This window comes from Pseudomonas sp. Pse79 (genome assembly GCF_024519615.1).
In the GTDB taxonomy this organism is placed as follows: Bacteria; Pseudomonadota; Gammaproteobacteria; order Pseudomonadales; family Pseudomonadaceae; genus Aquipseudomonas; species Aquipseudomonas veronii.
In genome coordinates this window covers 585951-600375 of record NZ_JALJRR010000001.1, presented here as the reverse complement: position 1 = coordinate 600375, position 14425 = coordinate 585951, and the positions used below count along the sequence as shown (strand labels likewise).

Here is a 14425-nt window from a genome sequence, read left to right as displayed (position 1 = left end):
GGCGAAGCCCGGTTCATCGCACCGGATTGTTCAAGCTATTCACCATTTCCTTCAAGAGTAGAACGCGCCTCGGTTGTTATCGTTTATCCGTGCCTTAAGCATTGCCTGGCAGCAAGTAAGTAAAGGCAAATATAAACATAACAATATGAGGCTTCAAAATGAGTGCTCAATCTAAACTCGCCGCTGTGTCTGCCGAAAACGGCAAAGTCACGTACTTGGACGCAATGGTGATTGGTGCAGGGGTAGCTGGCCTCTACCAGTTGTATCGACTTCGTGAGATGGGCTTGACGGTCCGCGCCTACGATACGGCTTCCGGAGTGGGCGGCACATGGTATTGGAATCGTTACCCCGGTGCGCGGTTTGACTCTCAGGCAGAAATTTATCAGTACTGGTTCTCTGAAGAACTCTATAAGTCCTGGCAACCCACCGAGCGTTTCCCGGCTCAGCCCGAAACAGAGCAGTGGCTGAACTTCGTCGCCAATCGGCTCGACCTCAAGAAAGATATCCAGTTCAACACCCGCATCGCTGCCGCGCACTTCTGCGAAGAGAGCGGGCACTGGAGGGTGACAACCGAGGCCGGCGAAACGATCAATACGCAATATCTGATCTCTTGCTGCGGGATGCTGTCCGCTCCGCTGTCCGATCGGTTCCCCGGCCAAACCGACTTCAACGGTCAGATCTATCACACCGGCCTGTGGCCAAAAGACCCCGTGGACTTCAACGGCAAGCGCGTGGCCGTGGTAGGCACTGGCGCCACCGGTATTCAGGTGATCCAGACCATCGCTCCGGCGGTGGGATCGATGAAGGTCTTCGTGCGTACCCCGCAGTATGTGATTCCGATGAGGAACCCTAAGTACAGCAAAGAAGACTGGGAAAAGTGGGGCACCCAATTCCACCAGCTCAAGAAGCGCGTGCGAGAGACCTTTGCCGGTTTCGACTATGACTTCGACGCCGGCCCCTGGGCCGAGAAAACCCCCGACGAGCGACAAGCCGTGCTTGAACAACTCTGGGAGGATGGCTCTTTGGCCATGTGGCTGGCGTCGTTTCCCGAGATGTTCTTTGACGAACAGGTCAATGAAGTCGTGTCGGAGTTCGTGCGTATCAAGATGCGTGAGCGCCTGCAGTCGAGGCCAGATCTTTGCAACCTGCTGATCCCGACCGACTATGGCTTCGGCACCCATCGCGTACCGCTGGAAAGCAAGTACCTTGAAGTCTATCTGCAACCCAACGTCGAGGCGGTCGACTGCAAGCAGTCGCCGATCGAGCGCATTGTGCCGGAGGGGATCCAGACCGCGGATGGAAAGATTCACGAGGTAGACATCATCGTGCTGGCCGTGGGTTTCGATGCAGGCTCCGGCGCACTCAGCCGGATCGACATTCGAGGGCGCGATAACCGGTCGCTGAGGGAGCAGTGGAAACAAGAAATCCGTACATCGATGGGGCTGCAGATCCATGGCTACCCCAACCTGTTCACCACCGGTGCGCCGTTGGCACCGTCGGCGGCACTTTGCAACATGACCACTTGCCTGCAGCAGCAGGTGGACTGGATCACCGGATGCATTGAGTTTGCCATCCAGCACGGCAAACAAGTCGTGGAAGCTTCCAAAGAGTTCGAGGACGACTGGGTACAGCATCACGACGAGACGGCGGCGAAGACCCTGGTCGTCAAAACCGACTCTTGGTACATGGGCTCCAACGTCGATGGAAAACCGCGCCGACTTGTATCGTATATCGGCGGCGTCGGTAATTATCATCGCCGCTGCGACGAAATAGCCGCACAGGGTTACCCAGGCTTTGAAATGGCTTGAGGTCGAACGACTGCTCATTGATTGCAGCTGTCACTCCGACTCTCTATTGCGCCGTGACAGCTCGATATTCGAGGTAACCTGAAATGAACAACTATTACTCCCAGGAACATCACGGTCCTTTTGAACTGATCAACATCGGAGCGCTTCAGCTTGAAGAAGGCTCGTGCATTCCTGAATGTCAGCTGGCCGTAGCCGTACATGGCACCCTGAACGCCGACAAGACTAACGCCATACTGGTTCCCACTTGGTATTCCGGCACAAGCAAGGCGATGGAGCAGATTTACATCGGCGAAGGGCGGGCGCTGGACCCTGCGAAATACTGCATCATCGTCGTCAACCAGATCGGTAACGGTCTTTCCAGCTCTGCGAGTAACACCGGCGGTTCATTGGCTGGCCCTGGGTTCCCGAATGTCAGAATTGGCGATGACGTCAGTGCCCAGCACACATTGCTCACCGAATACTTTGGCATCGAGAGCCTGGCGTTAGTGGTCGGGGGATCGATGGGCGCGCAGCAAACCTACGAGTGGGCTGTGCGCTATCCAGACTTTGTCAAACGCGCCGCAGCTATAGCGGGCACCGCGCGCAATAGCGAACATGACTTCCTGTTCAGCGAAATACTGATTGATGCGATAACCACCGATCCGGCCTTCCGGGCTGGCTTATACGGCTCATCGGCGGCAGTGGCGGCTGGGCTCAAGCGCCACGCGAAAGTTTGGACATTGATGGGCTGGAGTACCGCGTTCTTCCGCGCCGAGCGGCATAAGGCGCTGGGTTTCGAGTCGATGCAGGTATTCGTCGACAGCTTTATGACGAACTACTTTGCAGCAATGGACCCTAACAACCTCCTGACCATGGCCTGGAAATGGCAGCGGGGCGATGTCAGTCGAAACACGGGCGGTGATCTTGCGACGGCCCTGGGGCGAATCCGCGCGAAAACCTATGTCATGCCCATCTCACATGACCAGTTCTTTACCGTGGACGATTGTCTGTCGGAGCAGAAAATGATCCCGAACAGCGAGTTCAGGCCATTGCAATCAATCGACGGTCACCTCGGACTTTTTGGCACCGACACGCAAATGCTCAATCAACTGGACGCCCATCTGGCAGAGCTGCTTTCGTCCCCGACACATTGAAAAAAGCTTCAAAAAAATAGCACAGGACACCTGTGCTAGACCCAGAACAATTTTAAAAAAAACAGGGTTGAAGATGAACATAATAACAACAGCACATGCTTTGCGCGCGGCCAATACGCTCAAGTCGAGTTCTGCTGCTAGCGTCGACTGCCTGAGAAAAAACAATACCCACTGCCGAATTATGCATGCGTTTCAGTTGGCGACTTTAATGCTTGGCCTACAACTTCCGATTGTGTGCCACGCACTGGATGTCGATCCTGGCGACTATACGCCTATGCCAGACGGCACACAGCTCGGGCTGCTGTATTTACAGCACGCAGAACGCCACGATTATTACGTGCGCGGCAATCAGTTAAGCGACAAATATGACCTGTACTCGGATGTCAGCATTCTGAGGGGGGTCAGCTATCAAGCGTTTGCAGGCGTCCTGACGAATATCCAACTGTTATTGCCTTTTGGCCACTTGTCGGCCGGTGGCGCTATAAAAGGCATGGGCAGCGAAAGCGGAATGGGCGATCCGATTCTGGCCAATGCGGTCTGGATCCATCAGGACCCTTCAACAAACCGCGCATTGGCCGTCACTCAATATCTTTTTTTGCCAATAGGCGACTACAACAAGAATAAAGAGTTGAATATTGGGGAGAACCGATGGAAGTATGTCTTGCAGGGCGGATACATGCACGGCATCGGCAGCCGCGTCATTCTGGATTTCGTCGCTGACGTGACTTTTTTCGGCGACAACGATCGTTATTCCTCCCGCGACCTGACGCTGAAGCAGGACCCGCAGTATCAGATGCAAGGATTCATCAGGTACATGTTCAGTGAGCGCGCGGCTATGCATGTCGGTTATTCCCGGCTATGGGGCGGGCAGAGGAAAGTTGACGGAACTGAACTGGAAGATGAAAGCCGTCAAGCAAAAATAATGCTGGGCGGGTCTTATTTCGTGACGCCGAAAACTCAGTTGCTTGCGACATTGGGGCGAGACCTTTCAGTTGAAAATGGCTTCAAGGAAGAGTCTCGCGTCAATCTTCGATTACTTTACGTATTCTAAGTCACTGAGCAACGCCGGCTATGCCAGGAAAATCAGTGAAGACATCACCAGGCATTGGCCTGGCAGGCGTCGCTCCGTTGCGAGAATCACTTCTCGCAGCCCCTTTACGGCCGCCCGGCGGTGGCCGTTTTTTTAGCGGGGCGGGAAACGTTCGCAACCCTCAACCCATGCAAATCATCTCGGTCACGCTTTATACCCATTTAATCCCTGTGTTCGGTTTTTTTATAATCACTTAAGTCGCATAACGTTGGATATTTTTTTTCGACACTGCTCATCCCGTGCTAGTATTCTGGTGAGCTGTAAATACTAATAAAAACAATACTCCACGGCCATCTCTCGAGTGCTTTCAACTTTGCGTAGGAGCGCAATAAGAGCCAGGGTGACGGCCCTCAAGTGAGACTTCAAGTATGCCGACCGTCATTACTCCAAAGGAACTTCTCAAGTGGGTGCCAGGCGTAGTTCTCAGCTCAAGCGAAGAACTCGGATGGAAAGATATGCAGCAACGCTCATATCGATATAAAGGTCAGGACGTCCTCATTCCACCCCTTGATCATTTCATGATCGTTTATTACTTTGGCGGCCGTACACCGATGGATCGCTGTGTGGATGAGGGCTGGACACGTACCGCTTGCGCGCCGGGCGATATTTCCCTGCTTACGATGTCACAGGACTCCCATTGGAACTGGACGCAAGACATTGATGTTTCTCATCTCTATCTTTCCAATACGCTGATGTCTCGTGTGGCCATGGATGTTATGGAACGTCCGATTGAAGAGGTGCGCCTGCATGATCTGCTCCGTACCCAAGACACGATCCTCACGGCTATTGTCGGCGCAATTACCAATGAAGTAAGAAGTCGTGGGATTGGTGGCGCATTGTATGTGGAAGCCTTGAGCATGCAGTTGGCCATTCACCTTCTACGGCATTACGCCAGTGTCACCTTTAAAGAGTCCAGTGCGCCTGGTCGGCTGTCGCAACAGCAAAAAAAGTACTTGCTCGAGTTCATCGATGCTCATCTGGAAGAGTCCATACGCCTGGACGAAATGGCCGATGCCGTAGGGTTGGGTGTCTGGACGTTTTCCAGGAAATTCAGTGAATCGTTCGACTGTTCGCCACACACTTTTGTTACCGAGCAGCGCATCGAGCGGGCCAAGCGAATGCTGTACAGCGGCACACTGTCGATTAAGGAAATTGCCTATCATTGTGGGTTTTCAGATCAGGCGCATTTGACCCGTGTCCTGCGCAGCAAACTTGGCGTAACGCCTACGCAACTAAGGAAAACAAACAACCTGGAATAGTGTTCTTACAACGATCGGAAAGTAATTTTCTGCTTCGCCGAACAACCATCAGCGAAGTCAAGCCATTGCCGGCCAACGGCTACCGGAAAGAAACATGGACCTTTTAGATATTCTATCCTCGGCCGTCGTAACCGTATTGGTGGTGGTACTGATCGCACTTAGACGCACGGACAGGAAAATCCCGATCGAAGACATCCCTCAGGAGCGTGCCAAGTGGGAAGAGAAGGTTCGCGGCAAGTCCCGGTCAGCCCTCACACGGCGCCCACTCGCACCCTCTATTCCAGAACCGTATGTGCCTCGCGAATCTGCAACCGTCGCCGAGGCCCCATCGGAGCCAGGCGATAAAACATAACGCCGGTATCCTGCGACGGCGAGCAACGCGTTAACCCGCTGAAATGGTCAGAACGTCTGGCCCATGGAAAACTGGAACACCTGTTTATCCGCGTTCTCCGGCGTGCGAATCGGATAAGCCAGGTTGACACTCAACGGCCCCAGCGGGCTGTACCAGGTCACGCCAACCCCCACCGAACTGGCCATCTGACTCAGGTCCACACCACCGCAGCCTTGGGTGGTGCTGAGGTAACACTTGTCCGAATACACCGTGCCCACATCCCAGAACAAGGAGGTCCGCACGGATTTGTTGTCTTTGATGAACGGCACGGGAAATAAGTACTCCGTGCCCCCGGTAATCAGAATATTACCGCCCAGTGCCTCCGTAGTCCGGTCCGAGTAGTACGCTTGACCTGCGCTGGCATAGGTCCCGGTCGCCGGGGTATTGCGCGGGCCGAGCGTGCCGCTTTCAAAACCACGCACCGTGCCTTCGCCGCCGGCCGTATAGCTCTCATAGAACGGCAACCCGTCCGTGGAGCCATAACCGTTGCCATAACCGAGCTTGGTATGGAAGCGCAGGGCGGTGGTATTGCTGACCGGCAGGAAGGTTTGCCCCGTATAGTCGATTTTGTAGAAACTCAGGTCACTGCCGGGCACCGTCACCGTCAGGTTGAGGTTCTGCGCGTGCCCGCGCGTGGCCAGTACGCCTTTGTTCAAGGTCGACTCCGACCAGCCTGCGCTGGCCTTGAAGTTGGTGAATTCCTTGCCTTCGCGCTCGATGAAATCGTAGATCTCGTCGGCGCTGTAGGTGCCCGGCTCGATGCTGTCGTGTTGTGCGGTCAGGCCGAACGTCAGGCGCGAAGTCTCGTTGATCGGGTAACCGAGGCTGGCACCCAGGCCAAAACTGTTGATGGCGTAATAAGACACCCCGTCATCGTAGTATTTGTTGTAGTCGGTTTTGCTGTAGAACGCGTTGTAGCCCAGGCTAACCCCATCGGTGGTGAAGTAGGGGTCGGTGAAACCGATGTTGTACTTGCTCTGGTAGGACGAACGGGTCAGCCCCAGGCTGGCGTAATTGCCCGTGCCAAGAAAGTTGTTCTGGGTAATCGACCCGCCAAGGATCAGGCCCGAACTCTGGGCGAAGCCGACGCTGGCCGTGATCGAGCCGGAGGCTTGTTCTTCCACGGCGTAGTTCACATCCAGCTGGTCATCCAGCCCGGCCACGGCCGGCGTCTCGACGTTCACTTCCTTGAAGAACCCCAGGCGTTCCAGGCGCACCTTGGATTGGTCGATCAGGTAGGTCGACGCCCAGCCGCCTTCCATCTGCCGCATTTCGCGACGCAACACTTTGTCGTCGGTCTTGGTATTGCCCCGGAAGTTGATGCGATTGACGTAAGCCCGCTTGCCGGGGTCGATGCTGAAAGTGATGTCTACCGTGTGGTCTTCTTCATGCACCTGAGGCGTACCGTTGACGTTGGCGAACGTATAGCCTTCGTTGCCCAGGCGGCGGGTGATCAGTTCCGAGGTGGTGGTCATCAACTTGCGCGAAAACACCTGGCCCTTTTGCACCAGCAATAATGACTGGACCTGCTCTTGCGGGACTTTCAGCTCGCCGCTCAGCTTGACTTCACGCACCGTGTATTTCTGGCCTTCCTGGATGTTCACGGTGATATAGACGTGCTTTTTATCCGGGGTCATGGAGACCTGGGTCGAGGTGATATCCATGTTGATATAGCCACGGTCCAGGTAATAGGAGCGCAGCCGTTCGAGGTCGCCGGAGAGTTTCTCCCGTGCGTATTTATCGTCGTTCTTGAAAAATGACAGCCAGTTGCTGGTCTTGAGCGTGAATTGGTCGATCAACGCGTCGTCGGGGAACACCGTATTGCCCACCACGTTGATGTGCTGGATCGACGCCACTTCGCCTTCATCGATCTTGATCTTCAGGCCGACCCGATTGCGCGGCTGGGCCACGACCTCGGTGTCGACCGAGGCCGAGTAACGGCCCTGGGCAACGTATTGACGCTGCAACTCGTTGCGCACGCCTTCCAGGGTGGCGCGCTGGAATATCTCGCCTTCGGCAAGGCCCGATTGCTTCATGCCTTTCATCAAATCTTCGGTGGAGATCGCCTTGTTGCCCTCGAACTCGATGCTGGCAACCGAAGGACGCTCGACGACATTGATAATCAGCACATCACCTTCGCGACTCAGCTGGATATCCTGGAAGAACCCGGTCTTGAACAACGCGCGAGTGGAATCCACCAGGCGCCGGTCATCCGCTTCGTCGCCGACGTTCAGCGGCAATGCGCCGAATACGCTGCCCGCCGAGACGCGTTGCAGGCCATTGATTCGAATATCCGAGATTTTGAAGCCTTGGGCGAGTGCCAGTGAGGTATTGAGCAGCAGCGCAACCGAGCAGAGCAGGCGCGAAAAATTCATCAAGATCTTTTCCAGAACACATCGACAAGCAGCGCCGGCGTGCTGGGTTCACTCGCCGACCGGTGAACAGCCAGCATAAGAGTGCGCGGCGTTTGGTGCGGTTAACCGAATGTCAAGTTAGGTAAAGGTGGGCCTGATAACCTGCGCAAAGGCTGATAATGGACAACCCCACACTGACGAGCCCACGATGATCTGCGTACTGTTGGTCGACGACGACCAGGAATTGACGGAAATGCTCAGCCAATACTTGGCGCGCGAAGGTTTTGAGGCCACGGCCGTGCATACGGGCGAGGAGGGCGAGGTCGAGGCGCTGTCGGGGCGCTACAGCATTGTGGTGCTGGACGTCATGCTGCCCCAGCGTTCGGGTATCGAGGTGCTGCGGCGCATCCGCGCGGTCAGCCAAGTGCCCGTGGTGCTGCTGACCGCCCGTGGCGACAACATCGACCGCATCACCGGCCTGGAACTCGGCGCCGACGATTACGTGCCCAAGCCCAGCTCCCCGGGCGAGTTGGTGGCACGGTTGCGCGCGATCATGCGCAGGGTGCAGCCGGTGGGCCAGCCGCTCACCGAAGTGATCAAGACCGGCGCGCTGGTGTTGTGGCCCGGCAAGCGCCAGGCCCTATGGAGCGGTGTCGAGCTGGGCCTGACCAGCACCGAATTCAGCCTGCTCGAAGAACTGGCCCGCAACGCCGGCCAAGTGGTGAGTAAAAAGGACCTGTCCCTCAACGCCCTGGGCTGCCCGCTGACCCGCTACGACCGGCGCATCGACGTACACATCAGCAGCATCCGGCAGAAGCTTGGGCCGCGCCTGGACACCAAGGCCTGGATCCAGAGCGTGCGCGGCCTTGGCTACCTGTTGATCGCCGAATGACCCGGCCCAGCCTGCTGTTCTGGAAACTGTTCCTGGCCTTCTGGCTGGCGACCACCCTGACGTTTCTGGTCGGGATCGGCGTGCTTGAACTGAGCCGTTTTCGCCCGAGCGACCCGTATGTGGAAGCCATTCTGGCAGCGGAAACCGGGCTGCTCGAACGCGTCGGTGTCGACGCGGCAGGCCAGCTCCTCACGGTCTGGGAACGTCCGCCGGATGAGAACATCGGCGTCTATGACAGCAACGGTCACTTGCTCGTGGGGGCGCCCGTAGAGCAACCGGCCTATGAACGAGCAGTCACCAGCAAGGAAGGCCTGGCGCTTTCGATCAGGTCCACCCACGCCCCCGGCAACGTCCCCGGCAGGCCCTGGCACCAGATCCCGCTGCTCATCGGCACGTTGATGAGTGCGCTGTTCAGCGGCTACATGGCGTACTACCTGGCCTGGCCGCTGGCCTACTTGCGTCGGGCGATGAGCGATGTGGCCCAAGGACGCTTCGAAACCCGGGTCAAACCCGCCATGGGCAAGCGCCGCGATGAAATCGTCGACCTAGCCGAAGACTGCGACCGCATGGCCAACCAGCTCAAGGTGCTGGTGCAAGCCCAGCAGCATCTGCTGCACGACATCTCCCATGAATTGCGCTCGCCGCTGACGCGCATGCAAGCGGCCATCGGCCTGTTGCGCCAAGACCCTGCACGCATGGAAATGCTCGAACGCATCGAGCATGAATCCGAACGCATGGACACCCTGATCGAAGCGCTGCTGACCCTGGCTCGCCTGCAAGGCCGGCCCGAAAGCATCGAGCGCGAACCCGTGGACATCATCGAGTTGCTGGCGATGATTGTCGAAGATGCGCAGTTCGAAGCCGGCATCAAAGGCTGCCGCGTACACCTACAGGCTTGCCCGCCGTTTATCGCCTGTGTCAGCGGTGAGCTGCTGTACCGCTGCTTCGAGAACGTGATCCGCAACGCCGTGCGCTACACGCGGCCGGACACCACGGTGCTGGTTTCAGCGCGCATCAATCCCGACGCGAGCCGCCTCACTGTGGCGATCAGCGACCACGGGCCGGGCGTCGACAACGATCGATTGCACAGCATCTTCCAACCGTTCGAGCGTGGCGCGGGGGATGCCAGCGTCGGCTTTGGCCTGGGCTTGGCCATCGCCGCGCGGGCAGTGCAGATGCACGGCGGCAGCATCGTGGCTCGCAATGAGTCAGGCGGTGGGCTGACCGTTGAGGTCAACCTGCACAACGCGCGATCTTTACACGACATTACATTGGCTTGACCGCCCTGTACGTCGCCGCTCATTAGACTTGTCGCCATTGTTTGAGCGGAGGTGGCGATGTTTCAGGTGCATAAAAAGGGCTTTGTGCCCGGCAGGAAAATGGTCGATGGCCTGGTCCCGTATGACTTCTTTTGTGAAGACAGCCCGACGATCAATATCTTCGTGTTTACCGGCGCCGCCACCCCCGACGCAACCGTCGAGGAGCAGACGCTGTGGGGCTTCACCCGCCTGGAGCGGTTCGAGGCGATGACCAACGCGCTGGTGAGCAACAAGAAACACGCCGGCTGGTTTCAAAGCGTGAATGTACTGACCGGGCCCAACCAGAACGGCACGCAAAGCGTGAAATTCCAGCGCGTGCTGAAAATCATCAAACACGCCAGCAGCACGCAAAAAGTCGACTATGAGATTCTGACCGACGAAGGCGACACCTACTTCACCCGGCAAACCGTTGCGGCGAACAGCGCGCAAACCGTCATCTATTCGGCGGAGTCGTCCGCTCGTAGCGCGTGATTATCTCACGGGCCTGGCGGGCGTGAGGCGCGCCTGTTCGTCCAGTCACGCGTGTTATCTCTGCCCAAGACGCCTTGCTTTTTTCGCGCTATCGATCACCGTCCGGTCCCCCATCAAGCGCTACAAAAAGCGTGGGCAGTACTGGGGCAGAGGACTTCAACAACATTGACGTTAACAAGCACCTGAAGAAGAAAATCAGGCCATGGGCTCTTGGGCGCAAGAGCTGGCTCTTCGCAGGGTCTTTACGCCGTGGCAAACGGGCGGCAGCGATCATGAGCTTGATCCAGTCGGCGCGGCTCAGCGGGCATGATCCGTATGCTTATCTCAAAGATGTGCTGACGCGGCTGCCGACGCAGCGGGCAAGTGAGATTAACGAGTTGCTGCCGCATAAATGGGCACCCGTTCAACCGCCCAAAGTATGTTGGGCAGGTGCGGACAGCGCTGATACTGGGGTTGCCGGAGCAGCGGGTCGGCTCATCGCTAATGTGACGAGACGTACATAGATGGCGTGGACGGCGCAGGCAGTGCGTAGGTCGCCTTCATCCATTCGATCTCTGCCTGGGGCGTGCGCCCAAAGAAACGTTTGAATTCGCGGCTGAATTGCGAGGCGCTTTCGTAGCCTACATTGAACGCCGCCGTCGAAGCGGTCATAGCGTTGCGTAGCATCAGTAATCGCGCCTGGTGCAAGCGCGTCGACTTCAGGTATTGCATCGGCGACGAGTCCGTCACGCTGCGAAAGTGCAGATGAAAGTTGGGCACGCTCATGCTCGCTTCTTGGGCAAGGGACACCACATCCAGGCGCTCCTGGTAGCAACTATGGATCTTGCGGATCGCACGAGTGACCTTACCAAAGTGACCCTGGCGATTGAGCGCGGCGCGCATCGAACCACCTTGCTCGCCGGTTAGGATGCGGTAGTAGATCTCCCGCACCAGCGACGGCCCAAGTATTTGCGCTTCGCCCGGACTGCTCATCGCCTCAAGAAAGCGTAGCGTCGAGGCGCGCAGCAAATCGTCCATTGGCGAGGCATACATGCCCTTGGGCTGGGCATCACTTGGCCCGAGAGCTTCATCCATTTGCAGTATCAACTCGCTGGCCATTTGTAAGTCGAGGCGCATGTAGACCGCCAGCATTGGCTGCGCCTCGCTGGCATCGGTCTCCATGGTGAAAGGAACTGGGACGGACACCACTAGATAGTGCTGGGCGTCATAAACGTATACGTCATCGCCCAGATAGCCACGTTTGCGCCCTTGGCACAGGATCACGATACCCGGGTCATACAGCACCGGAGTGCGAGTCAGTGGCCGATTCGAACGCAAAAAGCGGATATCCTCTAGCGTGCTGAGGTTGTAGCCCTCGACCGGCGCGAGGGTTTCCATCAAATGCACCATGCGCGAGGTGCGTGAGTCGGCCCGATTCATTGATGTCCCCTCTGCTGGCCGCTCAACCGTCGGTGGTAAGAGTCAGCGCTTCCCATTGATCAATCTCCCTGGCCGTGCGATTCAGCTTGTCACGTACCAGCCCCAGCGCGTCACTGCCCAATAATAAGTGTGCCGGTGGTGTCGGGCTGGCAATAACCTGCAACATCGCTTGCGCCGCTTTTCGCGGGTCGCCAAGCTGTTTGCCGCTCTTTTCTTCGCGGGCCTTACGTACCGGGTCGAAACTGGCGTCATAGTCAGCAATGCTTCGTGGGGTGCGCTGCATCGAACGACCGGCCCAGTCAGTGCGAAACGAGCCAGGTGCCACGGCGGTCACGAAGATGTTGAAAGGTAGCAGTTCTTTGCTCAGCGTATCGGAGATACCTTCGAGAGCAAACTTGCTCCCGCAGTAGTACGCGATGCCCGGCATCGTGATGGTGCCGCCCATAGAAGTGATATTAAGAATATGACCAGTGCGACGCTTGCGAAAATAAGGCACGAAAGCCTTGGTCACCGCTACCGCGCCGAACACGTTGACGTCGAATTGGCGACGCATTTCCTCCAGCGGCGACTCTTCAAAGATGCCCTCATGACCGTAGCCGGCGTTGTTGACCAACACGTCGACTGGGCCGTGGGTTGCTTCAATAGCAGCTACTACGCTGTCGATCCGGGCGAAGTCAGTGATATCCAGAATCACCCCATGAGCATGATCCACCGAGAGCGCCTGAAAGGCGCGCAAGGCGGCTTCACTACGCACGGTACCTATGACACGGTGGCCCGCGGCAAGAGCTTCTTGCGCCAGCGCGTTGCCGAAGCCACTGCTCACCCCCGTGATGAATATGGTTTTTCTGCTGTTCATGGCGACTTCCAATAAATAGGGACGAGGCCATGATATCTATCGAAAACTCGGTCACCTATGCCGGTTTGTCTTAGAACATTGCCTATTCCTATCAGAGTCAACAGTTAAGTGGGCGCGCGTTTAACCACGCAACATGCGTGTTGAATGGACACTTATGTCAATTCCATGCAATTGGATGGGAGAGTCTGCGCAATACCCCAACTACTCCAGGAGAGTTGGCCAAACGCTTACTGCGCGGTTGAATGGGCATGGTCCATACGCGTATTTGAGGGATATTCTAACGCGCCTGCCGACGCAGCGGGCGAGTGAGATTGAAGAACTGCCACCGCACAAGTGGGTATCCGCTTAACCGCGCGAAAGTATCTTAGTCACAGAAAGGCCCTGAGCAAATGAACCGCCGAGAGCTGTTTCTCTGCTTCGCCAGCGGTAAGAGGTCTTTCACAGTACTCTCGACTTAGAAAAACAATTGCGTCATTACCGTCAGGATTGTCGGAATAACCGGGGTGTTTTGATATCTCTGCGAGCAAGTCTTCCGAGACTGGAACGACATGAAAATGTGCGCTGAAGTCAGGAGAAAATCCCAATTTGTAGAACATTACTTTGTAAGGGGAATACACCTTTGCCAGCAGACGCTCCGAGGTTTTCATCACCAAACCGAGAGATGACATGGCTTCGTCGCTCAAATCGCTGAGATCTGAAGCCGTCTCTTCAGATGAAATTATCAAATACCCGTCGTAACGTGAATCTCGCCGATGAGTTACTATCCAGTGGGTGTTGCTGAAAACTCTTAGCTCGTCCATGTAGCTCCAGTTAAACGATGTATTTATGTTGACGGTACAACCTACATTTCTTGCCCAACGATATGCAACCAATTGTCGCACGGCCCAAAGTCGTCTGGTCAAGACGGGTTTGCCATACGCTTACATTGCTGCGACGTTGGTTGATCCCGTTATCATAGGATTACTTCACGAGAGCAGATCCAGCTATGCCAAGGTCGTCATTCGTCATCCGAGTTTTGTTCGCCTGTTGCCTTTTGGTCGCAACCACCAATCACATTCGAGCAGATTTTCAGCATGGGTTGCTCTGGGACTACGGATACGGGGCCAGCGCCTATTGGGCTAGCCGTATTTTCTGGGGGGCGCTTACGTTTTTTGACCCGCTGGCGGCACTGCTCCTTTTCATAAAACCAAGGGTGGGCATCATCCTTACAGCAGCAATCATTCTGGCTGACGTCGCCCATAACACCTATTACGTCGCATTGAACCAGCAGTGGCTGGAGCCGTTCTACCTGTCCCAGGTGGCGTTTCTTGTCGCGGTCCTTCTACTCTCGCCTATTGCCTGGAACTTCACCCGTCGCCGCGTAGCACTAATCAACACGATTCGATTGTGAAGTGTTCCAATGAGGAGCAGCGTCGCTCAGTATTATCAGGATG

The 14425-nt window shown here is 56.4% G+C and carries 12 protein-coding genes and 2 pseudogenes; 10 read left to right on the top strand and 4 right to left on the bottom strand.

The genetic code is table 11. The features are described 5' to 3' along the window. Positions 1–158: 158 nt before the first annotated feature. The 4 genes from NR164_RS02575 to NR164_RS02560 all read left to right on the top strand — a co-directional run bounded on the left by NR164_RS02575 (position 159) and on the right by NR164_RS02560 (position 5290). Entirely contained in the window at positions 159–1808 is a 1650-nt protein-coding gene (locus NR164_RS02575) for an NAD(P)/FAD-dependent oxidoreductase (protein WP_102618221.1), read from the top strand. 83 nt (positions 1809–1891) lie between these two features. Next, a complete protein-coding gene (locus tag NR164_RS02570) occupies positions 1892–2941 on the top strand; it encodes an alpha/beta fold hydrolase (protein WP_108524084.1) in 1050 nt (349 codons plus the stop codon). A gap of 73 nt (positions 2942–3014) precedes the next feature. Beyond that, positions 3015–3992, top strand: a complete 978-nt coding sequence (locus NR164_RS02565; RefSeq protein ID WP_256822239.1) for a transporter — start codon at positions 3015–3017, stop codon at positions 3990–3992. 407 nt (positions 3993–4399) lie between these two features. Beyond that, a complete protein-coding gene (locus NR164_RS02560; RefSeq protein ID WP_256822238.1) occupies positions 4400–5290 on the top strand; it encodes a helix-turn-helix domain-containing protein in 891 nt (296 codons plus the stop codon). Positions 5291–5689: 399 nt separating this feature from the next. Here NR164_RS02560 and bamA read toward each other — a convergent pair whose 3' ends face one another. Next, a complete protein-coding gene (bamA, locus tag NR164_RS02555) occupies positions 5690–8056 on the bottom strand; it encodes an outer membrane protein assembly factor BamA (RefSeq protein WP_079443785.1) in 2367 nt (788 codons plus the stop codon). Positions 8057–8243: 187 nt separating this feature from the next. On the opposite strand from bamA, the gene NR164_RS02550 reads away from it, so the two are divergent. From NR164_RS02550 to NR164_RS02535, 4 genes and pseudogenes are all read left to right on the top strand, one after another. After that, a complete protein-coding gene (locus NR164_RS02550; RefSeq protein ID WP_046383420.1) occupies positions 8244–8927 on the top strand; it encodes a response regulator transcription factor in 684 nt (227 codons plus the stop codon). Next, positions 8924–10207, top strand: a complete 1284-nt coding sequence (locus NR164_RS02545) for an ATP-binding protein (protein WP_256822237.1) — start codon at positions 8924–8926, stop codon at positions 10205–10207. Before NR164_RS02550 ends, NR164_RS02545 begins: the two co-directional genes overlap by 4 nt. A gap of 57 nt (positions 10208–10264) precedes the next feature. Next, entirely contained in the window at positions 10265–10717 is a 453-nt protein-coding gene (locus tag NR164_RS02540) for a hypothetical protein (RefSeq protein WP_046383422.1), read from the top strand. A gap of 191 nt (positions 10718–10908) precedes the next feature. After that, a pseudogene (locus NR164_RS02535) lies at positions 10909–11220 on the top strand (transposase domain-containing protein); the annotation flags it as partial. On the opposite strand, the gene NR164_RS02530 reads toward NR164_RS02535, so the two are convergent. Together NR164_RS02530 and NR164_RS02525 are read right to left on the bottom strand one after the other, a co-directional pair. After that, a complete protein-coding gene (locus NR164_RS02530) occupies positions 11198–12136 on the bottom strand; it encodes an AraC family transcriptional regulator (protein WP_046383423.1) in 939 nt (312 codons plus the stop codon). The pseudogene NR164_RS02535 and the gene NR164_RS02530 sit on opposite strands and share 23 nt — an antisense overlap. A gap of 22 nt (positions 12137–12158) precedes the next feature. Continuing rightward, positions 12159–12992, bottom strand: a complete 834-nt coding sequence (locus tag NR164_RS02525) for an oxidoreductase (RefSeq protein ID WP_017849065.1) — start codon at positions 12990–12992, stop codon at positions 12159–12161. A 229-nt stretch (positions 12993–13221) separates the two neighbouring features. Between NR164_RS02525 and NR164_RS02520 the strand changes: the two are divergent. After that, positions 13222–13341 (top strand): annotated as a pseudogene (locus NR164_RS02520) (transposase domain-containing protein); the annotation flags it as partial. Positions 13342–13360: 19 nt separating this feature from the next. On the opposite strand, the gene NR164_RS02515 reads toward NR164_RS02520, so the two are convergent. Then, positions 13361–13792: a hypothetical protein gene (locus NR164_RS02515; RefSeq protein WP_046383424.1), complete on the bottom strand. Its 432-nt coding sequence runs from the start codon at positions 13790–13792 to the stop codon at positions 13361–13363. 185 nt (positions 13793–13977) lie between these two features. Between NR164_RS02515 and NR164_RS02510 the strand changes: the two genes are divergently transcribed. After that, complete coding sequence (locus NR164_RS02510; protein ID WP_046383425.1) at positions 13978–14382, top strand: hypothetical protein; 405 nt, start codon at positions 13978–13980, stop codon at positions 14380–14382. The last annotated feature ends 43 nt before the right edge of the window (positions 14383–14425 follow it).